Annotated in this window: 22 protein-coding genes; 10 read left to right on the plus strand and 12 right to left on the minus strand. The window is 55.8% G+C overall.

From position 1 onward, the window contains the following. Positions 1-203 precede the first annotated feature (203 nt). The gene (locus G502_RS18495) at positions 204-671 is read right to left on the minus strand and encodes a GNAT family N-acetyltransferase (RefSeq protein ID WP_022727273.1); all 468 of its coding nucleotides are present in this window, start codon (positions 669-671) and stop codon (positions 204-206) included. Between the two features lie 14 nt (positions 672-685). Beyond that, on the minus strand, positions 686-1,189 hold the full coding sequence (gene ssb / locus G502_RS0103510; RefSeq protein ID WP_022727274.1) for a single-stranded DNA-binding protein: 504 nt from the start codon (positions 1,187-1,189) through the stop codon (positions 686-688). A gap of 194 nt (positions 1,190-1,383) precedes the next feature. On the opposite strand from ssb, the gene uvrA reads away from it, so the two are divergent. After that, positions 1,384-4,248, plus strand: coding sequence for an excinuclease ABC subunit UvrA (gene uvrA, locus G502_RS0103515; RefSeq protein WP_022727275.1), 2,865 nt, complete (start codon positions 1,384-1,386; stop codon positions 4,246-4,248). A gap of 5 nt (positions 4,249-4,253) precedes the next feature. On the opposite strand, the gene G502_RS18500 is transcribed toward uvrA, so the two are convergent. Together G502_RS18500 and dacB are read right to left on the minus strand one after the other, a co-directional pair. After that, positions 4,254-5,252 carry a lipid A deacylase LpxR family protein gene (locus G502_RS18500; RefSeq protein ID WP_162140942.1) on the minus strand — a complete coding sequence of 333 codons (999 nt, stop codon included), beginning with the start codon at positions 5,250-5,252 and terminating at the stop codon, positions 4,254-4,256. A 209-nt stretch (positions 5,253-5,461) separates the two neighbouring features. Next, entirely contained in the window at positions 5,462-6,919 is a 1,458-nt protein-coding gene (gene dacB / locus G502_RS0103525) for a D-alanyl-D-alanine carboxypeptidase/D-alanyl-D-alanine endopeptidase (protein WP_022727277.1), read from the minus strand. Positions 6,920-7,011: 92 nt separating this feature from the next. Here dacB and trmFO point away from each other — a divergent pair, with 92 nt between their 5' ends. Then, the gene (gene trmFO, locus G502_RS0103530; RefSeq protein WP_022727278.1) at positions 7,012-8,367 is read left to right on the plus strand and encodes a methylenetetrahydrofolate--tRNA-(uracil(54)-C(5))-methyltransferase (FADH(2)-oxidizing) TrmFO; all 1,356 of its coding nucleotides are present in this window, start codon (positions 7,012-7,014) and stop codon (positions 8,365-8,367) included. A 3-nt stretch (positions 8,368-8,370) separates the two neighbouring features. Here trmFO and G502_RS0103535 read toward each other — a convergent pair whose 3' ends face one another. Then, positions 8,371-9,222 carry a phytoene/squalene synthase family protein gene (locus tag G502_RS0103535; protein ID WP_022727279.1) on the minus strand — a complete coding sequence of 284 codons (852 nt, stop codon included), beginning with the start codon at positions 9,220-9,222 and terminating at the stop codon, positions 8,371-8,373. Positions 9,223-9,435: 213 nt separating this feature from the next. On the opposite strand from G502_RS0103535, the gene G502_RS0103545 reads away from it, so the two are divergent. Then, positions 9,436-10,035 (plus strand): superoxide dismutase, encoded by a 600-nt coding sequence (locus tag G502_RS0103545; protein ID WP_022727281.1) that lies wholly within the window; start codon positions 9,436-9,438, stop codon positions 10,033-10,035. 171 nt (positions 10,036-10,206) lie between these two features. After that, positions 10,207-10,428: a hypothetical protein gene (locus tag G502_RS18505; protein ID WP_022727282.1), complete on the plus strand. Its 222-nt coding sequence runs from the start codon at positions 10,207-10,209 to the stop codon at positions 10,426-10,428. A gap of 61 nt (positions 10,429-10,489) precedes the next feature. On the opposite strand, the gene G502_RS0103555 is transcribed toward G502_RS18505, so the two are convergent. From G502_RS0103555 to G502_RS0103585, 6 genes are all read right to left on the minus strand, one after another. Next, positions 10,490-10,864, minus strand: coding sequence for an Mth938-like domain-containing protein (locus G502_RS0103555; RefSeq protein WP_022727283.1), 375 nt, complete (start codon positions 10,862-10,864; stop codon positions 10,490-10,492). A 25-nt stretch (positions 10,865-10,889) separates the two neighbouring features. Continuing rightward, positions 10,890-11,846 (minus strand): protein translocase subunit SecF, encoded by a 957-nt coding sequence (gene secF / locus G502_RS0103560; protein ID WP_022727284.1) that lies wholly within the window; start codon positions 11,844-11,846, stop codon positions 10,890-10,892. Positions 11,847-11,862: 16 nt separating this feature from the next. Beyond that, positions 11,863-13,428, minus strand: a complete 1,566-nt coding sequence (gene secD, locus G502_RS0103565) for a protein translocase subunit SecD (protein ID WP_022727285.1) — start codon at positions 13,426-13,428, stop codon at positions 11,863-11,865. 60 nt (positions 13,429-13,488) lie between these two features. Further along, positions 13,489-13,938: a preprotein translocase subunit YajC gene (gene yajC, locus G502_RS0103570; protein WP_022727286.1), complete on the minus strand. Its 450-nt coding sequence runs from the start codon at positions 13,936-13,938 to the stop codon at positions 13,489-13,491. 185 nt (positions 13,939-14,123) lie between these two features. After that, positions 14,124-14,582, minus strand: a complete 459-nt coding sequence (locus G502_RS0103580) for a MarR family winged helix-turn-helix transcriptional regulator (RefSeq protein WP_026989021.1) — start codon at positions 14,580-14,582, stop codon at positions 14,124-14,126. A 244-nt stretch (positions 14,583-14,826) separates the two neighbouring features. Further along, positions 14,827-15,900 carry an enoyl-CoA hydratase/isomerase family protein gene (locus tag G502_RS0103585; RefSeq protein WP_022727288.1) on the minus strand — a complete coding sequence of 358 codons (1,074 nt, stop codon included), beginning with the start codon at positions 15,898-15,900 and terminating at the stop codon, positions 14,827-14,829. 380 nt (positions 15,901-16,280) lie between these two features. Between G502_RS0103585 and G502_RS0103590 the strand changes: the two genes are divergently transcribed. The 3 genes from G502_RS0103590 (at position 16,281) to hemB (ending at position 20,046) form a co-directional block, all read left to right on the plus strand. Then, positions 16,281-17,270: a hypothetical protein gene (locus tag G502_RS0103590; RefSeq protein ID WP_155957784.1), complete on the plus strand. Its 990-nt coding sequence runs from the start codon at positions 16,281-16,283 to the stop codon at positions 17,268-17,270. A 261-nt stretch (positions 17,271-17,531) separates the two neighbouring features. Next, on the plus strand, positions 17,532-18,839 hold the full coding sequence (locus G502_RS0103595; protein WP_022727290.1) for an O-acetylhomoserine aminocarboxypropyltransferase/cysteine synthase family protein: 1,308 nt from the start codon (positions 17,532-17,534) through the stop codon (positions 18,837-18,839). Positions 18,840-18,984: 145 nt separating this feature from the next. After that, positions 18,985-20,046, plus strand: coding sequence for a porphobilinogen synthase (gene hemB / locus G502_RS0103600; RefSeq protein ID WP_022727291.1), 1,062 nt, complete (start codon positions 18,985-18,987; stop codon positions 20,044-20,046). On the opposite strand, the gene G502_RS0103605 is transcribed toward hemB, so the two are convergent. Then, a complete protein-coding gene (locus tag G502_RS0103605; RefSeq protein ID WP_040487495.1) occupies positions 20,043-21,029 on the minus strand; it encodes a YheT family hydrolase in 987 nt (328 codons plus the stop codon). The genes hemB and G502_RS0103605 overlap by 4 nt on opposite strands. Before the next feature lie 170 nt (positions 21,030-21,199). Here G502_RS0103605 and G502_RS0103610 point away from each other — a divergent pair, with 170 nt between their 5' ends. The 3 genes from G502_RS0103610 to G502_RS0103620 all read left to right on the plus strand — a co-directional run bounded on the left by G502_RS0103610 (position 21,200) and on the right by G502_RS0103620 (position 24,819). Then, positions 21,200-22,501, plus strand: coding sequence for an MFS transporter (locus tag G502_RS0103610; protein WP_022727293.1), 1,302 nt, complete (start codon positions 21,200-21,202; stop codon positions 22,499-22,501). Positions 22,502-22,570: 69 nt separating this feature from the next. Continuing rightward, positions 22,571-24,007 (plus strand): NfeD family protein, encoded by a 1,437-nt coding sequence (locus G502_RS0103615; protein ID WP_022727294.1) that lies wholly within the window; start codon positions 22,571-22,573, stop codon positions 24,005-24,007. A gap of 32 nt (positions 24,008-24,039) precedes the next feature. Then, positions 24,040-24,819, plus strand: a complete 780-nt coding sequence (locus tag G502_RS0103620) for a slipin family protein (protein WP_022727295.1) — start codon at positions 24,040-24,042, stop codon at positions 24,817-24,819. The last annotated feature ends 85 nt before the right edge of the window (positions 24,820-24,904 follow it).

Consider the following 24,904-nt stretch of genomic DNA (forward strand, 5'->3'; position numbering starts at 1 on the left):
CACCACCCTCACCTTCGAGCTGCGCCGTTTCAGAGGACTCCGCAGCCGTGCTCACGCTCTCGTCTATGTCGCTCAAAATCGCAATCTCTGGACAGGAAAAAATTCAGGAAAATCAAGGGCTGTAAAACAGCCGCGATTCTTGTGTGCAGATTAGCAGATTGCCGCCCCAGCTACAAACACACAGGCAGGCACTTCAACGTTCATCAACCGGCCGGCCGAATCATGTCTACATGAGGGACGCCGTGATCGTCATACGGCGGGCTGTTCGCCTGGAACCCCAAGCGTTCATAGAAGGCGCAGAGATGCGATTGTGCGGACAGCTTCACGGCCTGAGGGCGGAACCGGCGAGAAACCTCCTCCAGTGCTTCCTGCACCAGTGCCAGACCGTGACCTTGTCCACGGTAGGCACGGCGAACGGCAATCCGCCCTATAACCGGGGCTGGACCTGCCATGATCGGAGGCAGCAATCTGAGGTATCCCGCCAACGCGCGTGCACCTCCATGCGCAGCGTCCTGCTCGTAGGCAAGAAGATGCAGGGCCTCTCGATCAAGACCGTCCACATCGCAGTACGGCGATTGCTGTTCGACCACGAAGATGTCGGAACGGATCCGGAGAACTTCGTACAGTTGATCACGTGATAACTCGTCGAAACTTCTCCAGATCATCTCCATATTACGCTCCGGTACTAGAAGGGTATCTCGTCATCCAGGTCGCCAGGACCGGATGGAGCGCCTCCACCCCCGCCAGATCCACTTCCGCCTGATCCGTAATCGGCAGGCGCCCCGCCGCCGTAGCTTCCGCTACCACCGCCACCGAAATCGGAGTCACTACCGCCCGAACGGCCGTCCAGCATGTTCAGTTCTCCGCGATAAGGTCGCAATACGACCTCTGTGGTATAGCGCTCGGAGCCGGACTGGTCGGTGTACTTGCGGGTTTCCAATTGCCCTTCGACATACAGCTTCGACCCCTTCTTCAGAAAGCGTTCGCAGACGCCGACTAGGCTTTCATTGAAGATGACGATACGATGCCATTCGGTCTTCTCACGCCGTTCACCTGACTGCTTGTCCTTCCATGTCTCAGAGGTTGCCAAGGCCAGGTTGCAGACACGCCCCCCGTTCTGCATGGTCCGTATTTCCGGGTCCCGGCCCAGGTTCCCGACAAGTATGACCTTGTTCACGCTTCCCGCCATCTGCCTGCTTTCCTTTCAACGTTCTGCGGTAGAATGGCGCAGCTTATTCATCCATCCTTGAGAACGCCACCCCCACACAGTCGCGTTCCTGCAAACAGCTTGAAAATTATCTGCCCCTCGCGTTAGCTAGCGCTCGTCTTTTCCAGATCATTACCCATATTGGGCAGGTCGACAATCCTCAGCGTAAAGTCATCATGTCCGCAGAAGTTACCGGTCCCAAAATCGAGGTGCGCGGCGCCCGCGAGCATAACCTCCGCAATGTGAACGTCGACCTACCACGCAACAGCCTGGTGGTCATTACGGGATTGTCTGGCTCGGGCAAGTCATCCCTGGCCTTCGATACGGTCTATGCCGAGGGCCAGCGGCGTTATGTGGAATCACTTTCGGCCTACGCACGACAATTCCTGGAGTTGATGCAGAAGCCCGACGTGGATTCCATCGAAGGCCTTTCGCCCGCCATCTCGATCGAGCAAAAGACCACTTCAAAGAATCCACGCTCGACCGTTGGCACCGTCACCGAAATCTATGACTACCTGCGCCTGTTGTTTGCGCGCACCGGTGTCCCCTACTCCCCGGCCACAGGCCTGCCCATTGAAAGCCAGACTGTCAGCCAGATGGTGGATCGGGTCATGGGTATGCCCGAAGGCACACGGCTGTACCTGCTGGCACCCATCGTACGTGGTCGCAAGGGTGAGTACCGCAAGGAACTGCAAGAGCTTCAGAAGAAGGGTTTCCAACGCGTCAAGATCAACGGCGAGATCCATGAGATCGAGGACGCTCCCAGCCTGAACAAGAAGCAAAAGCACGATATTGAGGTCGTAGTCGACAGACTGGTGGTGCGCGAAGGACTTGAAAGCCGCCTGGCAGACTCCTTCGAGACAGCGCTGAACCTGGCCGATGGCCTGGCCTTTACGGAAGATGCAGACAGCGCGGAACGGCAAACCTTTTCAGCACGGTTCGCCTGTCCCGTCTCAGGCTTCACCATCGACGAGATCGAGCCCAGGCTTTTCTCCTTCAACAATCCCTTTGGGGCCTGCCCGAGTTGCGATGGGCTGGGCAAGATGTCCTTCGTTGATTCGGATCTCGTGATTGCGGAGCCTTCGAAAAGCCTGCTTAGGGGCGCTGTTGCACCCTGGGCCAATTCCTCATCTCCCTATTACCAGCAGACCCTGGAAAGCCTGGCACGCCACCTTGATGTGTCCGTTACGGCCCCCTGGCATGAACTGCCCGAAAGTGCGCGCACAGCCATCCTTTTCGGAACGGGCAATGAGCCTGTGCGCATGAAGTACGATGACGGACTGCGCAGTTATGAAACCAACAAGCCTTTCGAAGGGGTCGTCCCGAACCTGGAGCGGCGGTGGCGCGAAACCGACAGCGACTGGGTACGCGAGGAGATTGAACGTTATCGCGCCAGTCATCCCTGCGATGCCTGTGGAGGATATCGCCTGAAGCCGGAAGCCCTGGCCGTGAAGATCGATGGCCTGCACATCGGCGAGGTTGCCGCCTTCTCCATTGGAGAAGCCTTTGCATGGTTTCTGGATCTCGAAAGCCGGATGACGGGCAAGCAAAGCGAGATTGCTCAACGCATTCTGAAGGAGATTCGCGAACGCCTGAATTTCCTGCATGATGTGGGCTTGACCTATCTCACGCTCTCCCGTGCTTCGGCCACGTTATCGGGTGGTGAAAGCCAGCGCATTCGCCTGGCCTCACAGATCGGTTCAGGTCTGACGGGCGTTCTCTATGTCCTGGATGAACCTTCCATCGGCTTGCATCAGCGTGACAACGCACGCCTGCTGGAGACCCTGAAGCGCCTGCGCGATCTAGGCAACACGGTCATCGTGGTCGAACACGACGAGGACGCCATCCGCAGTGCGGACTACCTGGTCGACATGGGCCCAGGTGCCGGCACCCACGGCGGTCAGGTTGTGGCGGCCGGCCTGCCTGAGGATATCATGCAGTCCGGTGAAAGCCTGACAGGACAGTACCTGACGGGGCTTCGCCAAATCACTGTCCCGGCTCAACGGCGCAAGGGACACAAAGGACAGAAGGTGTCTCTGCACGGTGCGGCAGGGCACAACCTCAAGAATGTAAATGCCGAGATTCCGCTGGGAACACTGACCTGCATCACGGGGGTCTCCGGCAGCGGCAAGTCAACGCTGACGATTGATACCCTCTACAAGTCGCTGGCGCGTCGCCTGAATGGCAGTAAGGAACAGCCGGCTCCTTACGAAGCCATCGAAGGCCTGGAATTTCTGGACAAAGTCATCGACATTGACCAGTCCCCCATCGGCCGTACGCCACGCTCCAATCCGGCGACCTATACTGGCGCCTTCACGCCTATTCGCGAATGGTTTTCCGGGTTGCCCGAGGCCAAAGCACGCGGCTACAAGCCCGGCCGCTTTTCCTTCAATGTGAGGGGGGGGCGCTGCGAAGCTTGTCAGGGGGATGGTGTCATCAAGATCGAGATGCACTTCCTGCCGGATGTCTTCGTGGAATGCGATGTCTGCAAGGGCAAACGCTACAACAGGGAAACGCTTGAAGTCAGATTCCGCGGCAAGTCGATCGCCGATGTCCTGGAAATGACCGTCGAAGAGGCGCGTGACTTCTTCCAGGCCGTGCCCTCAATCCGAGGCAAGATGGAAACACTCGAGAAGGTCGGGCTTGGCTATATCAAGGTTGGACAGGCGGCAACCACCCTTTCAGGCGGCGAAGCCCAGCGTGTGAAACTATCCCGCGAGCTTGCCAAGCGCTCGACAGGCAAGACCCTCTATATCCTGGACGAACCTACCACAGGCCTGCATTTCGAGGATGTCCGACACCTCCTTCAGGTCCTGCATACTCTGGTGGACAATGGCAACACCGTGGTCGTGATCGAGCATAACCTTGAGGTCATCAAGACGGCCGACTGGCTGCTCGACCTGGGACCGGAAGGCGGCGACGGCGGGGGACGCATCATTGCCGAGGGCACACCCGAGGATGTCGCCCAGACCACCGGCAGTTTCACTGGCGAATATCTGCAAGCCTATCTACCTGCGTTCAAGGACCTCAAGCGCGCCTGATAGCCTCAGAACGGCACACGGACAGACAAGGCAACTGACCCGAATGAGTCCCAAACGTCCCTGTTCCGTATCTGAGGGGACCGATAAACCTGCGTGTAGGTCAGGCGGACGGGACCATAGGTGAGCGCAACGCCCCCCTGGGCCTCGGCATTGTACCAGCGCCGGCTGACCGAGGGACTGTCCCTGAACGTGTTTCCGTCCAGGAAGATATCCCGTGCGACGCCGCGGCCTTCAATGCCTGCAAAGAAATAACCGCTCAGACGGTTGTTCAGCTTGAAATAGCTTGAGCCAGGAACGCTGGGACGAATGCGTGGGGCCCCGAAATCATCCTCGAGATCGAAGCCTATCCGCATCGAAGCGCCAGCAGAGCCATAGGTCATGACATTACCAAGAGAAACGCCCACATGTGGCATAAGGTCGATCCCGAAACGCCCTTCCGGATCGGGTTTGTAATGGAACTGCCGCCACTTGCGCTCATAACTAAGGATGAATCCGGGCTCATTATGCAACTGGTTGTCCCATCCCTTTGCGGTGGGAATATTCATGATCCTGTGTGTGGTGTTCTGAACTTCCCGCCCAAGTGCGGCCGGCCCGACCACCCCGACATCCAGGGAAACTGTCTGGAACAACCCATAATTTTCATCATAGGCGATGGCACCCAGGCTGCCATATAACCAACCCGCATAGGGTCTGTCGTTTTCGATCAGATCGCGTTCCTGGGTGTCTCTGGGGGTGAAGATGCTCTGCCCGAAGGAAAGGCTGTAACGCAGACGATCCCCGTAATTCAGGAAGGGAATAACCTCGATCAGGTTGCGAGCCCAATGGCTTCCCTGCTTCTCATTGGAGAGATACTCAAACAAGAAGCCGTTGGTATAGTCGCGATCCGTCCCGGAGACGGTGTCGTTTTCCAGTTGAAAGGTGAAGGTCCCCTTCTCACGGTGCTCCTTTGCCTCCTGGGGCGATTGTTCATCCTGTGCCAGGGCCGACAGGGAGATACACGACAAGAGGCATCCCGCTGCCACGATTCCAGCCATTCTGTTCTTCACCACGGGAATGTCCTTCACTGCTATTCCAAGTAAGCTGCACTTTAAGCAATAGGGATGAATGCTTGGAACGGCAAGAAAACAGGCTATGACAAAAGTTGCATGATTTCCGGCCATCAGATCATGCGTTGCATCTCTCAGTTTGCAGCCCTGCAGCGCACTTCATTCACCTATTGGCTATGATTTGCTGTTCCCTTCCAATAAGGCGCCAAATCCTGGCGAATGGCCTCAAAGATGTCTGCGCGCGGAATAGCTTGACCGGGAGCACCGTTCACCAGAAAGGCGAACGCCCCCCAACCGCCATTTCTGAAGCGCATATACCCAGCAAGCGTGGTAACCGTCACGGGTTCACTGAGACCACCCGTTTTCACGGCCAGTCGAGTCAGCCAATCCGCATCCTGTTTCTTGAGGCTGGTCCCTCTCGCGTGCGCGGGTACGGTCAAGCTGTTGAGAAAGGCAGGAAAAAAGCTGGGATTTTCGTGATAGTAATGGTCCAGCAAGGCTATCAGTGCGCCAGCCGAAAGCCGATTGTCCGTATCCAGGCCGCTACCATCGAGCAAGCGCAGGCCTGCAAGAGAGTCCGGAAACAGTGTACTGGAGTTGCCAGCCATGCCAGCGGCGTAGGCTTGGAGCGGCTGCGCCGCGTCTGCGACTGACAGCGGTGGCCTGGCGCCACTTTCAACACCGAGATTCAGCAGCAGAACATCCGACATGTAATTATTGCTGTAACGCATCATCGCCGACAGGGACTCCGCCAAGCTCTCACCACGGTGGCTGACCAACTGTACGGTCGTCTCCGCTGGTGGCTGGTGCGTAACGCGGATTGTTCCGTTGACCGTTATGCCCTGCTCTTCCAGGAAGGCCTTGAACAGCAGTCCGGTTTGCAAGTCAGGATTTCCAGTGGAACGGTACAGCATGCGACCATTCCGCTTTGGCGCCAGGCTCCCGGAAAGTCTGATAACGTCCTGTCCTCCCGGCAGAGTTGCCCGTCGTGCGGAAAGATATCCGCCCTGTCCGCTTTCCACCTGACCATCAAACGCGATTTCAGGCAAATCAAAGGGATAAAGTCGTGTTCGGACAGTCCCATCCTGGCGCTCAACAGCAATGCTCCAGCTGGCATAGTTGCTGCCAGCAGAAGAAAGCGGAGCATCATAGGCATTCCGCGAAGCCTGTCTGGCCTCGCAACGGTCCTGGACATTACAGGACACCGCTCCGAAGCGAGAGGCATTGACAACCAGATCACCCTCTACGCGCTTCAGCCCTTTCCTGGAGAGTTCACGCGCCATCTTCCAGAAATCCTCATCGGTCAGAGCCGGGTCTCCTCCGCCCAGCAGGATCAAATCCTCAACGACACCCTCCCGCAGGTGGCTGGAGCCAAGAAGTCTGGTTTCGAATCGGTGATTCGGCCCCCAGGTTTCCAGAGCAAGACCGGCCACGAAAAGCTTTGTGACTGAGGCCGGAATCAAATTTTGATCGGCAGAATCCTCCGCCAATACCTGCCTGTTCTGCAAATCAACGATCGCCGCGGAATAGGAGGCGCCTTCTTGCTGCTGCAATTCCTTCATGGCGGAAAAAGGCTCCGCGGCAACAGGCTGATAGGTCACAAGGGCAAACAGCAGACCCATCATTGTCCTGCATAACATTCTGACTGGCATAATCCGGCTTGCCTCCCTGCACGGCCCTCATTGTAACAAGCCTGCAGCTTCGCTATGTGTCACCCATGAGTAAAGAACCAGTCCACATCATAGGCGGTGGCTTGGCCGGCAGTGAAGCAGCTTGGCAACTGGCACAAGCGGGCGTGCCGGTCGTGCTTCATGAAATGCGCCCCCTCTGCAAAACTGAGGCACATCAGACAGACTCGCTGGCCGAGCTTGTCTGTTCGAACTCCTTTCGTTCAGACGATGCAATGAACAATGGCGTTGGTTTGCTGCACGAGGAGATGCGCCGCTGCAATTCCCTCATACTCTCCATGGGCGATCGCCACCGCCTGCCAGCCGGAGGTGCATTGGCCGTGGACCGCCACGGGTTTTCAGCCGATGTCACGGCATCACTTGAAGCTGAACCGCTAGTTGAGATCGATCGGAACGAGGTTGCAGGTCTGCCTCCGAAAAGCTGGGGCCAGGTGATCGTAGCGACCGGCCCGCTCACCTCCAGCGCCCTTGCAGAAGGCATTCGCGACCTCAGTGACATGGAATCTCTGGCTTTCTTCGATGCCATCGCACCGATCGTCTACAAGGACTCCATTGATTTCTCCAAGGCGTGGTTTCAGTCGCGTTATGACAAGGGGGATGGCAGCGACTATATCAACTGTCCCCTGAATGAAGCAGAGTACAAGCGTTTCATTACAGCCCTCATGGAGGCAGAGAAGACGGCCTTCAAGGAATGGGAAAAGGATACACCCTATTTCGAGGCTTGCCTGCCCATCGAGGTCATGGCTGAAAGGGGCGCCGAAACCTTGCGCTATGGGCCGATGAAGCCTGTGGGTCTGCACGACCCTCACAGGGATGAAACTCCTTACGCAGTGGTTCAGCTGCGCCAGGATAACGCATTGGGAACGCTATATAATATTGTTGGATTCCAAACCAAGCTTAAGTATGGCGCACAGGCTGAAATCTTCAGGATGATCCCGGGTCTGGAGGGAGCCGAGTTCGCGCGTCTGGGCGGCATTCACCGCAACACCTTCATCAACTCACCGCGTCTGCTGGATGGCACCTTGCGGCACAACAAGGCACCACACTTGCGCTTTGCCGGCCAGATAACGGGCGTGGAAGGCTATGTGGAATCAGCTGCAATCGGCCTACTGGCCGGACGTTTCGCAGCATCGGAACAGAATGGCGAGCAAATCTCGCTGCCTCCGCGCACCACGGCGCTCGGTAGCCTTCTGGCACATATCACTGGGGGTGCCGAAGCGGAGACCTTCCAGCCAATGAACATCAACTTTGGCCTGCTGCCCCCGGCACCGGCGGCGGCCAATGGCAAGAAGCTGCGCAAGAAGGATCGCAAACCAGCCATGGCAGAGCGTGCGCTGACTGACCTCGATGCCTGGCTTGGAAACAGCCGGGCTGCTGCGGAATAACGATCAGAAACGCCCACGCCAGGCATTCCAGCTCACCTTCCAGGCGCCTCTGCCCTCCAGTCGAGCCAGGCGCGAATCAAAGGGGTCGTAATTTGCACGCTTCAATGCCTTCAGGTGAAGATCATTCAGTCCGGCCATGAGAAAGGGCGCCCGACGATCACTTTCTATGCCCTGAGCGTGTTCACGCGCTTGCGAGAGGTGCTCTTCTGCCCGCTTGGCCAGGCGCATCACCACACCGGAAATCTGATCCGAACCTCTCAATTCGAAAAGATCGCTGCGCTGGACACCTGCGACTTCAAGGTGATCTTCCGGTAGATAGAGCCGCTTCTGTCGTGCATGGAAGGGTACCGCCCTTAGAAGGCCTGTCAGGGCCCATGCAATGCCCACATGACGAGCAATCTTGCGTTCCTGCTCATCTGCTGGAGTCCCAAGTGCGGCCAATGCAATGCATATCAACTCCGCAGAGGTCGCTTCGGCATAGTCTTCAAGCGCATCCAGATTGGCTGGCGGTGACGGGTCCAAATCAAGGGACCTGGCATCCAGAATCCGCTCGAAGGACTGAGCCGCTTTTTCCAGGTTTCCTCTGCCCAAGGCCAGTGCCTGCAAGACAGGGTGTGAACGTGTATTGCCCTTCCAAAGCTCTGAAAGGCCTTCGCTCCACCATTGCAGGCGAATCTCGCCAAGTGTGGCCTCACTCACCGTCTCGGCCGTCTTTGCAACCTCAAGGTTCCAGGCATAGACAGCGGCGAGCAGGCTGCGCTGCTCTGCCGTACAGAAAAGAGTCGTAAGATAGCGCGCGTGGTCGTACCGGCGCACCCTTTCAAGGCAATAGTCTGTAGCGCTCTGGCTTTCCATGAATGCGGTCTATCACGCCGCCCACAGCGCTTCCAGCCTCGTGCAAGCCTATAAGGCAATTGGAAAATTTCTGCCGATTTACGGCTTGCCCAATCCGCTGCATCTGTTCACATTCACTCAAGAATACCTATCTCTACAGGATAAGGGACATCACATACCGCGGCCGACAGTGATCGGGTCGGTTTTTCACGTTCAATAAAAAGGAGAGACTCAATGGCTTTCGAGCTTCCAAAACTGCCATATGCCCAGGATGCCCTTGAACCCTATTACTCCGAACGCACACTCAGCTTTCACCATGGCAAACACCATCAGGCCTATGTGACGAAGACCAACGATCTGGTTTCCGGCACCGAACTCGAAGGAAAATCGATCGAGGACGTCATCAAGGCCGCCAAATCCTCGAACAACACCACTCTGTTCAATCAGTCGGCCCAGGTCTGGAACCACACCTTCTTCTGGCACAGCATGAAGCCCGGCGGAGGCGGCAAGCCCACTGGCGATATTGCAGGCAAGATCGAAGAAGCCTATGGCTCTCACGAGAAGTTCGTAGAGGAGTACAAGGCCAAGGCTGCCGGGAACTTCGGCAGCGGGTGGACTTGGCTGGTACTGGAAGGCGGCAAGGTGAAGATCGTCAATACGGACGACGCCGATACACCGCTGGTCACTGATGGCCAAACGCCCCTTTTGACAATCGATGTCTGGGAACACGCCTACTATCTGGACTACCAGAATCGTCGTCCCGATTTCGTTCAGGCCTTTTTCGATCACCTCGTCAACTGGGATTTCGTGAACAAGAACCTTTCTAAGGCCTGAGTTTCAGGGCCTTCCGCAGAAAAAGGGCTGCCTCGACTGGCAGCCCTTTTTATTTGTCGGGAACAGTCCAACAAACTGTTACAGGAAGAAGGCTTGTCACCTGTAGCATACAGGTAGTATTTCCATTCAAACGGCGCCTGCCATTTGAAAGACCTTCTACGGAGAAACCATTTGCGAGCCATCAAGATTGTCGCCATCGCCCTGATCATTGCAGGGGTCATTACCCTGGTCCTTCCCTACATTCCTTTTACCCAGGAAAAAGAGGTTCTGGATGTTGGACCCATCACGGCAACAGCCGAAGATGAAAAGCGTGTCCAGATTTCTCCATTCATTGGTTTTGGGTTGCTGGTGGTTGGTTCGGTTTTGCTGATCTTTGACCGAACCAAGCAGTAACCGAGCAGAAGAGACTCCCTCCAAACCTGTTCTACTTGGACTTTTCAGACTTCAGAGCGAATCACTCAACAGCGATCAGGGCGGCTGCTACAAGCCGCCCTTCAGCTTGCAGGACGTTATAGGTTCGCGAGGCAGCACCTGTATCCATAGGCTCGACGGCCACTCCTCTTTCCTTCAACGCGGCCCGGAAATCACCTGTGATCATGACGGGTTTCCGGCCGAGCCCCAGTAGAAGCAGTTCCACCTCAGAACGGCCAGCAACGCTTTCGAGGCTTTCAACCGTCAACGCATCACTGGAAGAGACCGCCCATGAGAGGGTTTGATCCGGCAGCACTAGGATCGAACCTTCGTAACGATGGCCAGAGACACGGAAGCCCATGTCGCCATATGATTCGATCACTTGGCGTCCCTGTGGAACAAGCGGCGTAATATCCATGTCATGGCTCCTCTTTACGGAGGATTCAGACCTGCGGCACGCCGTCCTGGGCCTTCGAGCGGTCTTCTTCTTCCTGCTTCTCGACAGGCTCGCTCTTCACGCCCATGTAGTAAAGCAGTGGCACGGCAACCCCGACACTCGAGAATGTGCCGATTACAATGCCCCAGATCAGGCCTGCCGTGAATCCGCGAATCACTTCACCGCCAAAGAAGTAGAGCGAGAACAGGGCCAACAGGGTTGTCAGCGAAGTCATCAAGGTTCTGGACAGCGTATCGTTCAAGGCCTTGTTGAGAACCTCGCTGATCGGCAGCTTCTTGTACTTTCTCGCCGATTCCCTGACGCGGTCGAAAATAACGACGGTATCGTTGATTGAATAACCGGCAATGGTAAGCACTGCGGCCAGGGTCGCCAGATTGAATTCAATCTGCGTAACGGTGAAAAAGCCGATCGTCGCAATCACGTCATGCACCAATGCCAGCAGAGCTGCCGCAGCAAACTGCCACTCGAAACGAAACCAGACGTATACCGCGATCCCCAGCAAGGCCAAAAGGGTTGCAAGCGTTCCAGCTTCACGGAGTTCTGCCCCAACCTTCGGGCCGACAAATTCAGTGCGTCGGTAATTGACGACCACATCATCGATTTCAGACTTCACTCTCTCGATGGCTTCCTGCTGCGCTTCCGCATCTCCGTCCTGCCGCTGGATATTGATCAGGATATCATTGGGGGCCCCAAATTCCTGCAGCGTCACTTCGCCTAGATCCAGAGCTCCGAGACGTGAGCGCAATTCCGGTAGATCCGCAGGACCGTCGGTTTCGATCTCGATCAAGGTCCCGCCCCTGAAATCGATACCGAAGTTCAGTCCAATCGCGGCAAAGCAAATGATCGATCCGGTCATGATCAAGGCCGCAACCGCCAACGTCACGCGGCGGGCGTTGAGAAACTTGATGCGCGAATTTTCGGGAAAGAAGCGTATGAGGGCCATTAAGAATATCGCTCTATCAGATTGGCAGCTGCTTGGGACGGCGACTGCGCAGCCAGCCCACGATTATGGCACGGGTCACCATGATGGCTGTGAACATCGAAGTTACAAGACCGATCGCGAGCGTGATGGCAAACCCCTTGATTGGGCCGGTTCCGAAAACGAACAGCAATACAGCAGCAATCAGAGTGGTTACATTACCGTCAATGATGGCCGATAGCGCTTGTCGGTACCCTGTATCGATTGCTGAGACGGGTCCGCGGCCATTGCGAACCTCTTCTCGAATGCGTTCGAAGATAAGCACGTTCGCGTCAACGGCCATGCCAATGGTCAAAACGATACCTGCAATACCGGGAAGCGTCAGGGTCGCCTGAAGTCCCGAGAGAACAGCCACGATCAGCACAATGTTGGTGGTCAAGGCGACAGAGGCCATGACCCCGAACAACCCATAGACAGCCATGATGAATATCACCCCCCCAACCAGACCGAGGATGGAAGCAATCTCACCCGCACGGATCGAATCCGCACCGAGCCCTGGGCCAATCGATCTTTCCTCGATCACGGTCAGTTCGGCGGGCAAGGCACCAGCCCTCAGAAGAAGCGCCAAATCCTGGACTTCCTGGGTACTGAAATCGCCGCTGATGACACCACGCCCCCCCGTGATCGGTTCACGGATGACCGGTGCGCTTATGACTTTCTCGTCAAGGACGATGGCAAAGGGGTTTCCGACATTCTCACGGGTCACATCGGCAAAACGCTGTGCTCCGACAGAATCGAACGAGAAGGAAACAACAGGCTGGCCTTCCTGGAACGTTGCCTGTGCATCCGTCAGGTTGTCGCCGCTCACCATCACGCGTCGGCGAATAACGTACTCAAAGGGCTCACCATCCGGCCCCAACTCTTCCGAGGGCAGCACCTGAGAACCAGCCGGAATACTGTCGGAATTAGCTGAAGCATCCGTATCGACCAGATGGAAGGTCAGCTTTGCCGTACGCCCGAGAATATCCTTGATCCGCTCTGGGTTATCCACACCCGGCAGTTGAACCAGAATGCGATCTTCACCTTGCTGCTGAATCGCCGGCTCACGCGTGCCGGTTTCGTCGATGCGACGACGAACGATCTCGATCGATTGCTGTACGATGTTGGTCTGTCTCTGAGCCCTGGCCTGGTCCGTCAGGGAAATGCGCGCCTCGCCATCTCCACTGATCGACAGATTTGCATTCCCGAGGTAGTCGGAAAGCACTTGCCTTGCCGCATCAGCCTGTTCGGGATCGGTCAGGTTGAATGTGACTTCATCGCCTCGTACGGCCAGGTCGGTATACCCGATACGATCACTTCTCAGTTCGGAGCGAACCGTATCCTGCAAGCCTTCCAGCTGCTCCTCGAAGACGGACTCGATATCGACCTCGAGCAAAAGGTGCGAGCCGCCCTGCAGGTCTAGCCCCAAATTGATCTGCTCATTGGGCACCCAGTCAGGCAGGCTATCCAATACCTGGCGTGAAAGGACATTTGGCAGGGCGAAGACGACACCCAGTATCAGCACGGCAACAACGAAAAAGAGCTGCCAGCGCGAAAAATGGACCATGGTTCAGGCGCTTTCGAGGACGGCTAACACGGTGAGGCTATACAGGCAGCGATCAGCCACCTACTGTTTTTCGTCGGATTTCGTCTCTTCTGCTTGCTCTTCAGTCTCTGCTTCAGAAGAGTCGTCTTGCGGTTCCGACTTGCGGCTCTGGGACTGTTTTCCGCGACCGCCCTTTTCCTTGGAGGAACTTCGGATGGGTGCACCCTTCTCAATCACCTCAGTAATGGTCTGACGCATGACCTGAACACGCGTTCCAGGGGCAATTTCAACCTCAACCTCGGAATCGCTGGTCACCTTGATGATCTGTCCGACAATGCCCCCTGAAGTGACAATCCTGTCACCGCGTTCCAGGGACTGGATCATCTCTCGATGCTGCTTCATCTTCTTCTGTTGCGGTCGAATCAAAAGAAAATAGAAGATGACGAAGATCAGGATGAACGGCAGGACGGACATCAGGAGATTTCCGCCATCGGCTGCGGCACCCTGTGCATAGGCCGGGGAAACGAACATGCTCACTCCTAAGAATTGGCTTCCAGGGCCGGAATCGAAATATCGAGGCCCACGCGAATGGGCGGACTATAGCCGTGAACACGCGAAATGCAATGATAGCCGGAAATTGCTGCCAACAAACAGATATCCGGCAGCAATCACCGTTGTAATGCTGACCATTTGCACGGGTTTTCTAAAGGCACCGTTCAGCCTCTGGCGGAAAAATGCTCCGGGGCAGACCAGTAACGTAGCAGGCGGGACAATGTATCCCCCGCAGAATTCAATTCATCTGCGCTCAAACCCGTCTCCTGCATGTCCGAAGCATGCTTCTCGAAAAGCTTGTCCAGATGCTTGAAGATCGCCATCCCCCTGTCACTGACACGAACATGGGTTGAGCGCCTGTCATGCGGGGAACGTTCCTGGACCAGATAACCGTTCTCGACCAGTTTCTTGACGTTGTAGGAAACGTTCGAGCCCAGATAATACCCACGTTGAGTGAGTTCTCCGACAGTCACTTCGCCTTCACCGATATTGAAGATAATCAAAGCCTGAACATTATTGAGATCTCGGATTCCTTCGCGCTCGATCTCAGCCTTGACCAGCTCGAGACACTGCCGGTGCAGCCGTTCAATCATGCGGATCATGTCAAGATACGCAGCTTTCACAGGGGGATCTCCTAGTTATTGATCAAACGTCCCTACCTAGGCGCTTGATGCGTTATCGTGCTGTCTAAGTTAATGGCAAATCCTGCAGTGAATCTCACGTTTCGTACAGAATTTAAAGCACAAATACTCCGCAGGACAATCTGTTTCGGGCTTTATGTTGGCTCTGTCCCCTGGACTCTGGAATACAGGTACCCTTGTGCCTCGCCTTGAAGAATGGCCCCAGGACAAGGCTGCGCTACGCCGATCAATCAAAGGCAAGCTCATCCTCACCCAAGGGACGAAAATGAGCCTGCACCATCTCCTGAGTGACCTCGGTCAGGTCGGCCGGCACCCACTTGGGGGCATGATCCTTGTCAACCAGAACCGCACGAATACCCTCATAGAAGTCATGTCCCGCCATGCATGCTTGGCTCATGCGATATTCCATACGCATGCAGGAGTCAAAATCCAGGTTCGCCGCACGCCTAAGCTCCTCAAAACTGATTATTAGGGATGTCGGCGAGCGCTTTTGCAGTGTATCGAAATGCTCATTGGCCCAGTCCGAGTTGTCTTCCCGGAGAGAGTCCATGACAGCCCCGACACTTTCCTGGCCGAAGTGTCGTTCAATCTCCCTGTGATCTCCTGCTAGTGTAGAGTCACCCGGTACATCCGAATGTCGCACGAGGACTTCGGCCACCTGAGCGTCCCAGGTCCAGGGTTCGTCCTCGACGATATCCAGCGCGGATAGCTGGTGGACCACCTCTTCCAGGCGGTCTGACGGAATGTAATGTGTCGCCAGTTCTGTATGAAGTGCATCTGCGGCATCCAGCCGGGCGCCCGTCAAGGCGAGATACAGGCCGACAGGTTCTTGCAGCCGTGAAAGGAAGTAGGAACCTCCAACATCGGGAAAGAAGCCGATTGCCGTTTCCGGCATGGCCATGAGCGTCTTTTCCGTTGCAATGCGGTAACGCCCATGGATGGAGACCCCCATGCCACCGCCCATCGTGATCCCGTCAAGCAAAGCGACGAACGGTTTTGGATAGTGTTTGATTGTCCGGTTGAGGCTGTACTCCTGATGGAAGAATCGTTGCGTAAGATCACTTCCCTCGCGGCCAGCATCATAGACCGCGCGCACATCACCCCCTGCACAGAACGCCTTGGGGCCAGTGCCCCGTATTACGACAGCCTGCACAACTGAATCTTCACGCCATTCCTCAAGCTTGGCATGCAGAGCCTCGATCATTCCCAAGGTCAAGGCATTCAGGGCCTTTGGCCGATCCAGTGTAACCATGCCAATTCTGCCCTGCTGCTCGAAGAGAATATTCGGGTCCTCGGCCATATAGCTGTTTCCTGAATTCTGTTGAGGCCTGAAAAGCGAGAAGCGCAGATAACGCCCCGCAGTGAGAGCCGTCAAACCCCTTCTTCTCTATGGTAAAAGGCCATGAGATTAATTTTGTCAAATTCCATGCAGAGAAATACAGATTAGTAAATTTTTGACAAATCGCCTCTGAAAGCCCCACAGATAAATCCTTTCTGAATTCCCCTCGCAATTGAATCAGTAACCCTTCAAAAACTCTCAAGAGGAAATATTTTCAGCATCTGTACATATTCAAAATATACGTTGTACAGGCCTCTCTCTTTCTGTGAACTTGCCGTAACAGTCATAAAGAATGCAGACTACTCAGAAATGGGCATATCTATTCAGGGCGGACCTCTTGCATGAACGTACATTATCCCTCGAGGGACAGCGCTCCCTCTCAAGCAGACGGAATTCATCAATGCACTTGGTGGATTGATGATGAGGCCAACTGGCGCCTGGTCACGGCTGACAGCGATCTCCCCTATCTTCGCGACCCTGTAAACCAAGATTCAGAAGCACTTCACTTCCTGTACAGCTGGCTTGGGATGATCCGCGTCGACAAGCAGCCACAGGCCCTGACCATAGAATGGGATATCCAGACCGTTCAGCCGGACAGCCTCTCGGCGGCGAAAACCTACCTGGAAACACTTCATGATCAGCAACAGTCGATAGACGAGATCGTGCTCCACTACTGCTATGGCGGCTGGTGCCGAGAGGTATTCGCGGTCCCGTCACATGCCTTGGCCCGACTGGAGCAGACCGAAGCCTACCGCAACGTAACCCCTTTCGAAGGGCCAACGATTCATCCGATCGAGCTTCAGACTCTTGACAGGGAGCAACTCCAGGAACCGATCCGAAACTCACTGGATTTATGGGACGAGGGGCTTCCTTGCCCGCGCGGAGAAGCGCTGTCTTCCTTCTTCCAACGTTCCGATCTGGTTGGGCGCATGGTTGTCTATAAACGCGACAGCTCAAGAAACCTGGTCTACGAGCACATTGGCGAGGACTCGCTCTTTGCAAAGGCTTACGGTCATGGACAGACTTCGCAATTGATCGGCCAAAACTGCGCCTTCGATCCGGATCATCCGACCTCGGGGAATCCCATCTGCGAAGCCTACGAAGCGGTCCTTTCCTCCTGTAAGCCCCGTTATGACAAGCTTCGAACTCTCTATTCCCGTAATGAGGCGCGTTATTGGATCAGCTGTGAACGCCTCCTCCTGCCTTTCACCCTCGCAGGAGGTGACCAATACCTGTTGGCAATTTGCTGCCCTCTTGAAATGACGGCCATTCCGACCTTCCAAGATAATGGCAGCAGTAAAACGGATCACTCCAGCTCACGTACAGCTTGACAAAACGGTGTCTTTCGACACTTTTGATGACGCGCCGATTTGATCACACAGCTTGCGGGCGCACAAAAAATTCGGCTAAAGCGGAAGGAACGCTCCGGCTTTGGCTGGAGCGTTTTTTGCTTTAAGGTCTGGCTGACCAATCAGCTCCCGGCGATTTGAGGGCAGCTTGCTCCGGGTCATCAATTGGCTAAAGCGTCAAAGACGTAGCTCCCTCCCCAGGTCATCGGCCCGGGACAACACAAACCATAGAGGGCGTTTTACATGAGCACGACATCGCACAACCCCGAAACCATAGTCCTGCATAGTGGATACAGAGCAGATCCGGCCACAGGCTCGGTCGCCGTACCCATCTATCAGACGACTTCCTATCAATTTGAGGACACAGCGCACGCGGAAAGCCTCTTTGCGCTGCAACAGCTGGGAAACATCTACAGCCGCATCATGAACCCCACTTGTGATGTCCTGGAAAAGCGCGTCGCGGCGCTTGAAGGCGGAGCTGCCGCCCTTGCCCTTGCCTCCGGACAATCGGCTTCCGCCTATTCAATCCAGAACATCGCGCAGGCCGGCGACAATATTGTAAGTTCAACTGATCTATATGGCGGGACCTGGAACCTATTTGCAAACACCCTGCCGCAGCAAGGCATTGAAGTCCGCTTTGTAGATCCCTCGGATCCCGAGAATTTCCGGCGGGCCACGGACTCTAAGACTCGCGCCTATTACGCTGAAACCCTGCCGAACCCCAAGCTTGAAGTCTTCCCCATTTCGGAGGTGGGTGCCATCGGCCAGGACCTTGGCGTCCCCCTTATCATGGACAATACGGCAGCGCCTGTTCTCTGCCGTCCCCTGGAACAGGGGGCCCATATTGTTGTCTATTCGGCAACGAAATACCTGGGAGGACATGGCACCACCATCGGCGGTCTGATCGTGGATGGCGGCAACTTCGATTGGGAGAAGCATGCCGAACGCTTCCCACTGCTAAACCAGCCGGACCCCAGCTATCACGATGCTGTCTGGACGGAAGCTGCCAAGCCGCTGGGGCCGATTGCTTATATTCTGAAAGCGCGCGTCACTTTGCTGCGAGATCTTGGCGCTGCCATGAGCCCCTTCAGTGCATTCCAGTTGATTCAGGGACTTGAAACCCTGCCGCTGCGCATGCGTGAACACTGTCGTAACGCCGCCGAAGTCGCACAGTTCCTGCAGGATCGCAGTGAAGTGGCACGGGTTATCTACCCGACCATCAATGATGATGCAGACAAACGCGCGCGGGCCGACAAGTATCTTCAGGGTGGCAAGGGCGGCCTTGTAGGTTTCGAGCTCAAGGGCGGGACCGAAGCGGGTCGTCGCTTTATCGACTCCCTTCAGCTTTTCTATCACGTCGCAAACATCGGCGACGCACGCAGCTTGGCCATACATCCGGCCACGACCACACATTCCCAGCTAAGCGAGGAAGACCAGTATCGCTCCGGCGTGACACCAGGCTATGTAAGGCTTTCGATTGGCATCGAGCATATTGATGACATTCTGGCTGACCTGGATCGCAGCCTGAACGAAGCCGGCAAGGCAGGCTGACGAACCTGCAGGGAGCCGCAGACTGGATCAGGGGCAGGCCAAGCGTGCCTGCCCCTGTTCTTGCGTCATGGCAGCTGAGACTGGCCGGTGCTTGTTGACGATCGGCCTTGGAATTAGACTGCCTGAAACAATTTCGGAAAGATCGATGTCAGAGCGCCAAAGACAGAAGCCTGCTGCATCCGCCCAGACCAAGGACAATCTGGGTCTTTCGGTGGGAACCTACCCACTCTTGCGGCCGCGGCGGAACCGAACCGATGCCTGGGTGCGCGGCATGGTCGCGGAAGCACGTCTTACTGTGTCCGATCTGATCTGGCCTATCTTCCTGCGCGAAGACGACAATCCTGCTTTTGAAATTGTCTCGATGCCGGGCATTTCGCGGTTGACCATAGAGGAAGCCGTCCAGGCCGCTCGCCAGGCAGCCGACCTCGGGATTCCAGCGCTGGCTGTTTTCCCCTGTATTGGAGAAGACCGCAAGAATCCCGACTGCACGGAAGCCGTCAATCCCGACAACCTGGTTTGTCGCGCCGTATCCGCCATCAAGAAGGCCGTGCCTCAGATTGGCATCATCTGTGACGTCGCGCTCGATCCCTTCAATGCCAACGGGCATGACGGGCTGGTTCACGACGGCCGTGTCCTGAACGATGAGACCATCGCCATTCTTTGTCAGCAGGCGATCGTTCAGGCCCGTGCAGGCTGCGATATCATTGCACCATCCGACATGATGGATGGTCGTGTCGGAGCCATTCGCTGTGCACTGGATCAGGCCGAACTTCAAGACGTGAAGATCTGTTCCTATGCGGCAAAGTACGCCAGCGCCTTCTATGGGCCTTTTCGTGATGCCGTAGGCTCGGGAGGCAAACTGGTCGGTGACAAGCAAACCTATCAGATGAACCCCGCCAACAGCGACGAGGCTCTGCGCGAAGTTGCAATGGACCTGTCCGAAGGCGCAGACATGGTGATGGTCAAGCCCGGGATGCCCTATCTGGATGTCTTGCAGCGCATCAAGGAACGCTTTTCCGTTCCAACCTTCGCCTATCAGGTCAGTGGCGAATACGCCATGATTGAAGCAGCAGCCTCAAATGGTTGGCTGGATGGCGAGAAAGCCATGATGGAATCCCTGATCTGCTTCAAGCGCTCCGGCGCAGATGCGATCTTCACATATTTCGCACCGAGAATTGCGGAACGCCTGCAGAACAGCTCACTCTAGCCTGCATCTATCATCCTGCGTGCAAAGATCGCTGTACAGCGATCATGCCAAGGAACCCGGCTGCCCTGTCCATGAAATCCCACATGCCCGCCTGATTGCGGCATGCAGAGACTCAATGCCGGAGTATTCTGCCAGTCGTAGCCGCGATAGATGACACTGGGTATCCAGGGGTCATCCTCGGCATGCAGCACCAAACAGGGCACGGATATCTGGTCCAGGAAATTGAGGGCAGAATTCTGATGGTAGTAATCCCCGGCACCCACAAAGCCATTGCGCGGCGCTGTCAGGTATTCATCAAAGTCCCACACCGAGTGCAGTTTCATCAGCCGGTGCCGATCTCGCACTTCATCTGGTTGTGCGCTCGCCATGACCTCCTGACGCATGCTATTCAACAGATAGCGGTGATATACACGATTGCGTGGTCTCATGATCGCTTCCTGGGTGCGCAACAGGTCAATCGGTGCCGATACGGAAACCGCGAAACGTATCGGAAGTGGAAACTCTCCTTCCCCCAGGAACTTCAGAATCATGTTCGCGCCCAAGGAATATCCCACCAGAAAGACGCCGCGCCGTTTCAATGCGGGAAATTCTTGTCCGAGCTGGCTTAGAACAGCCCGAAGGTCCTGGCTTCGACCGGCATGATAGGACTGTCGGCACAGCGGTCCGGAAGGGCCAGCCCCGCGGTGGTTTAAGCGCAGCACATCCCAGCCTTCCTTCAACAGGGTCTGGGCTGTACTGCGCATATATAAAGAATTCTCACTTCCTGTCAGTCCATGCAGCAACAGACCCAGTGGGTAGGCCCCTGCTTCATCGGCCTGGTTCAATGTTCCCAGCAAGCAATCACCATCATACTGTTGAAAGGTCAGACTGCATGAGGGCCAGCGGCCAAGACGAGCAACCGGCCTGACAATCATGTTGCGCAGGGTCTGCAGATCCCCACCAATCCAAGGGGAACGCGGCTTGAAAACAGGCAAATTCATCATCTTCGTGGACAACACTCACATAACCGATAAAACGTCACACCAACACGCGACAGGAAAGACCGCGCCTTGACCCATAGATCACAGAATTGTCGCTTCGCTTTTCCCTGGGAGCTCTGGCAGGAGCCTGATACTGCTTCCTGTCAAGTATCCCACGTCCAGCGATCCATCTGATGACAGACAGTCAGGAAATTCAGAGCAAGCGTTCGGCTTCCCGTCCTGCTCAGGCGGCCTGGTGCCTGTTTGATTGGGCCAATCAGGGCTATCCGACCGTCATAGAGACCTTCATATTCGCAACCTTCTTTACCCAGGCCGTGGCAGCTTCACCGACAGAAGGCACCGCACTTTGGGGATACACATTGAGTGTGGCCGGCGTGCTGATCGTCGTTCTTAGCCCGATCCTGGGCGCCATAAGCGATGAAGGCGGTCGCAGGAAACCTTGGCTGCTGTTCTTTTCTTTCTGCTGCGTCAGCGCCTGCGCCCTTCTCTGGTTCACGCAACCTGATCCCTCATGGGTGGTTTGGGCCCTGATCTTTTTCGGCATCAGTGCCACGACCTTCGAGTTCACGCAGATTTTCTATAATGCAATGCTATCAGATTTGGTACCCATGCATCGTATCGGTCGCCTGTCAGGATTTGGGTGGGCAGCCGGATATGCCGGAGGCCTGACGGTTCTGAGCCTGATCCTGTTGCTTTTTGTACAACCCGAAACGCCCTGGCTTGGACTGGACAAGGAAAACGGTGAGCATGTGCGCATCTCGGCACTGATCGTTGCTGGCTGGTGGATCCTCTTCAGCCTTCCCTTGTTCATGTTGGTGCCCGATCAGCCGTCCCGCCATCTTCCCCTTCGTCAAGCCGCCACACAAGGTATACGGACCCTGGTGGATACACTCAGGAACATCCGTCATTATTCGAATGTGGCGCGCTTCCTGGTCGCCCGCATGATCTACAATGACGGCCTCAACACACTCTTCGCCTTCGGCGCGATCTATGCCGCTGGCACATTCGGCATGGAGTTCCAGGAAATCCTGCTCTTTGGAATTGTCCTGAACATCTCGGCCGGCGTCGGTGCTCTAGCTTTTGGTCTGATAGATGAATATATCGGCAGCAAACGCATCATAATGCTGTCCCTCATCGCACTCATCATCATCGGCATTCTTCTTATCCTGACAACTTCGGTTACCCTCTTCTGGGGGCTCGGAGTTGCCATCGGCTGCTTCTTCGGCCCAGTTCAGTCAGCCAGCAGGGCCATGATGGCTCAGATTTCACCACGTGGCCTTGAAGCCCGGATGTTTGGGCTCTACTCGCTGTCGGGCAAGGCGATTGCTTTCGTTGGGCCGGCGATCCTTGGTTTGGTAACCGATGTGTTTGATAGCCAGCGCGCAGGAATGGCAACCATTGCAGTCTTCTTCCTGGTCGGCCTTGTCGTGTTGGCCGGCGTAAAGGATCCGCGCAGACCACCGCTGGAGAAGTGAATGCGAAACACCTGGCACTTGTGACACACTGGAAACAGAATTCCTTTCATGAACCGGTGAACGACCAGGATGTCTCCAGCCAGATTCCTTTCCCGCCCCTTTCGCGTCCTTTTCTTCACCCTGCTTCTGGCAATAGGAGCAAGCCTGACGTGGCTCGCCCCGACCTCGCCGTCCGGTCAGGAACCCGAAGGGTACCAACCCGATGTCCTGGTGCTCAACTATCAAGGGCCCATCGGGCCTGCCAGCTCCGAATACCTGTCCCAAGGCCTGGCCAAAGCCCGAGAGCGTGAGGCAGAGCTTATTGTCCTGCGCCTGGACACCCCCGGGGGGCTCGATGACAGCATGCGCCAGATGATACGTGACATCCTGGCTTCCCCCGTCCCTGTCGCTGTCTATGTTGCCCCAGGCGGAGCGCGCGCTGCCAGTGCAGGAACCTATATCCTTTATGCCGCGCATGTCGCGGCCATGGCACCTGGTACCAACCTTGGAGCGGCCACCCCGATCCGCATGGGCGGATTGCCTCTGCCTTTTGGGGGGGATAGTTCGGAGGAATCCTCGACACAGGACGCCGACAGCGAAGATACCGAAGAAAACAGTTCGCTTGAGGAACTGGATACGTCTTCGACGAAGACCCTCGAGGATGCTGTTGCCTACATACGCGCCTTGGCGCGCCTGCGTGATCGAAATGCAGATTGGGCCGAGCGTGCAGTCCGACAATCGGCAAGCCTTTCCCACAGTGAAGCACTGGAAGAAGGTGTCATCGATTACGAGGCACGTACGCTGGAGAACCTTCTGGAACAGATAGACGGCATGTTCGTCGCCCTTCCCGAAGACCGACGAACACGCCTGTCCACTTCGAATGCCACGGTCGATGAAATCAATCCTGACTGGCGGATTGAGCTGCTGGCTATCATCACCAATCCGAATCTGACCCTGATCTTCCTGATGCTGGGTGTGTACGGATTGATCTTCGAATTCATGAATCCTGGCATGTTCTTTCCAGGCATCGTTGGCGCCATATGCCTGCTTCTGGGTCTGTATTCCGTAGCCGTCCTACCCGTAAACCTGACCGGTTTTGCCTTGTTGCTTCTGGGCCTGATACTGATGGTAGGCGAAGCCTTTGCCCCGTCCTTTGGAGTTCTGGGTATTGGTGGTGTTGCAGCCTTTGTACTGGGAGGCACACTGCTGTTCGATTCAAGCATGCCAGGATACGAGATCTCACCCTGGACCATTGGGGTCATGACCCTGATCAGCGTACTATTGCTGATTATTGTCCTCCGCATGGCGATTCGATCCCACCGAAGGCCCATTCAGGCCGGTGCTGAAGAGATGATCGGACAACAGGCAGAGGTTCTGAAATGGAGCGGCGGCAAGGGGTATATCTTCGTGCATGGCGAACGCTGGAAGGCCGTGTGCGACGAGCCATTGAAGAAGGGTCAGACCGTCGAGATTCTTACCCTTGACGGCCTGACCGCACAGGTCAGGTCTATTGAAACCGACAGGTAACGCCATTTCCGATGGCTTAGGAGTGCTGTCCAATGTTTCTCGATCTTATAATCTATCCAGTCATCGCCGTGCTTCTGCTGGTTTTGCTGGCCGCTTCCCTGCGGATCCTGCGGGAGTACGACCGTGCGGTTGTCTTTACGCTTGGCCGCTTCACCGGGGTCAAGGGACCTGGGTTGATCATCCTGATCCCCTTCATCCAGCAAATGGTTCGTGTGGATACGAGGACCCTGGTCCTGGATGTTCCCAGCCAGGATGTCATTTCCCAGGATAATGTTTCCGTGCAGGTAAATGCAGTCATCTACTTTCGGGTCGTGGATGCCTCGAAATCTGTTATCCAGGTCGAAAACTACATGCAGGCGACCAGTCAGATCGCTCAGACCACCCTTCGGTCCGTATTGGGCAAGCACGAATTGGATGAAATGCTTTCCGAACGCGACAAACTGAACAATGACATCCAGGAAATCCTGGATAATCAGACGGATTCCTGGGGCATCAAGATTGCAAACGTCGAGATCAAACATGTCGATATCGATGAAAGCATGGTGCGGGCCATCGCAAAGCAGGCAGAAGCCGAACGTGTGCGCCGGGCCAAGATCATCAATGCGGAAGGCGAACAGCAGGCGGCACAGAAGCTCGTCGAAGCAGCTGAAGTGCTGAGCAGCATCCCGGAAGCGATGCAGTTGCGCTATCTCTCAACCCTGCAGGACATTGCGGGAGAGAACAGCTCCACAATTGTCTTCCCATTTCCCGTCGATATGGCGTCGACGCTGCAATCCTTTCTGAAGGGAGGACAGCTGCGCACCGACAGTTGAACCAGTCATCAAATGATCATGACTGCAGATTTCCAGTGGTGAGACATATATCAATCTGATATATGCAACCAAGCTAAGATTGATC

The sequence above is a fragment of the Fodinicurvata sediminis DSM 21159 genome, from assembly GCF_000420625.1.
GTDB classification, from domain to species: domain Bacteria; phylum Pseudomonadota; class Alphaproteobacteria; order Kiloniellales; family DSM-21159; genus Fodinicurvata; species Fodinicurvata sediminis.

What these genes read in the sequence shown, in the direction of transcription:
- G502_RS18495 (WP_022727273.1), bottom strand. Translation starts at nt 671, where the DNA reads ATGGAGATGATCTGGAGAAGTTTCGACGAGTTATCACGTGATCAACTG.
- ssb (WP_022727274.1), bottom strand. Translation starts at nt 1,189, where the DNA reads ATGGCGGGAAGCGTGAACAAGGTCATACTTGTCGGGAACCTGGGCCGG.
- uvrA (WP_022727275.1), top strand. Translation starts at nt 1,384, where the DNA reads ATGTCCGCAGAAGTTACCGGTCCCAAAATCGAGGTGCGCGGCGCCCGC.
- dacB (WP_022727277.1), bottom strand. Translation starts at nt 6,919, where the DNA reads ATGATGGGTCTGCTGTTTGCCCTTGTGACCTATCAGCCTGTTGCCGCG.
- trmFO (WP_022727278.1), top strand. Translation starts at nt 7,012, where the DNA reads ATGAGTAAAGAACCAGTCCACATCATAGGCGGTGGCTTGGCCGGCAGT.
- G502_RS0103535 (WP_022727279.1), bottom strand. Translation starts at nt 9,222, where the DNA reads ATGGAAAGCCAGAGCGCTACAGACTATTGCCTTGAAAGGGTGCGCCGG.
- G502_RS0103545 (WP_022727281.1), top strand. Translation starts at nt 9,436, where the DNA reads ATGGCTTTCGAGCTTCCAAAACTGCCATATGCCCAGGATGCCCTTGAA.
- G502_RS0103555 (WP_022727283.1), bottom strand. Translation starts at nt 10,864, where the DNA reads ATGGATATTACGCCGCTTGTTCCACAGGGACGCCAAGTGATCGAATCA.
- secF (WP_022727284.1), bottom strand. Translation starts at nt 11,846, where the DNA reads ATGGCCCTCATACGCTTCTTTCCCGAAAATTCGCGCATCAAGTTTCTC.
- secD (WP_022727285.1), bottom strand. Translation starts at nt 13,428, where the DNA reads ATGGTCCATTTTTCGCGCTGGCAGCTCTTTTTCGTTGTTGCCGTGCTG.
- yajC (WP_022727286.1), bottom strand. Translation starts at nt 13,938, where the DNA reads ATGTTCGTTTCCCCGGCCTATGCACAGGGTGCCGCAGCCGATGGCGGA.
- G502_RS0103585 (WP_022727288.1), bottom strand. Translation starts at nt 15,900, where the DNA reads ATGGCCGAGGACCCGAATATTCTCTTCGAGCAGCAGGGCAGAATTGGC.
- G502_RS0103590 (WP_155957784.1), top strand. Translation starts at nt 16,281, where the DNA reads ATGAACGTACATTATCCCTCGAGGGACAGCGCTCCCTCTCAAGCAGAC.
- G502_RS0103595 (WP_022727290.1), top strand. Translation starts at nt 17,532, where the DNA reads ATGAGCACGACATCGCACAACCCCGAAACCATAGTCCTGCATAGTGGA.
- hemB (WP_022727291.1), top strand. Translation starts at nt 18,985, where the DNA reads ATGTCAGAGCGCCAAAGACAGAAGCCTGCTGCATCCGCCCAGACCAAG.
- G502_RS0103605 (WP_040487495.1), bottom strand. Translation starts at nt 21,029, where the DNA reads ATGATGAATTTGCCTGTTTTCAAGCCGCGTTCCCCTTGGATTGGTGGG.
- G502_RS0103610 (WP_022727293.1), top strand. Translation starts at nt 21,200, where the DNA reads ATGACAGACAGTCAGGAAATTCAGAGCAAGCGTTCGGCTTCCCGTCCT.
- G502_RS0103615 (WP_022727294.1), top strand. Translation starts at nt 22,571, where the DNA reads ATGTCTCCAGCCAGATTCCTTTCCCGCCCCTTTCGCGTCCTTTTCTTC.
- G502_RS0103620 (WP_022727295.1), top strand. Translation starts at nt 24,040, where the DNA reads ATGTTTCTCGATCTTATAATCTATCCAGTCATCGCCGTGCTTCTGCTG.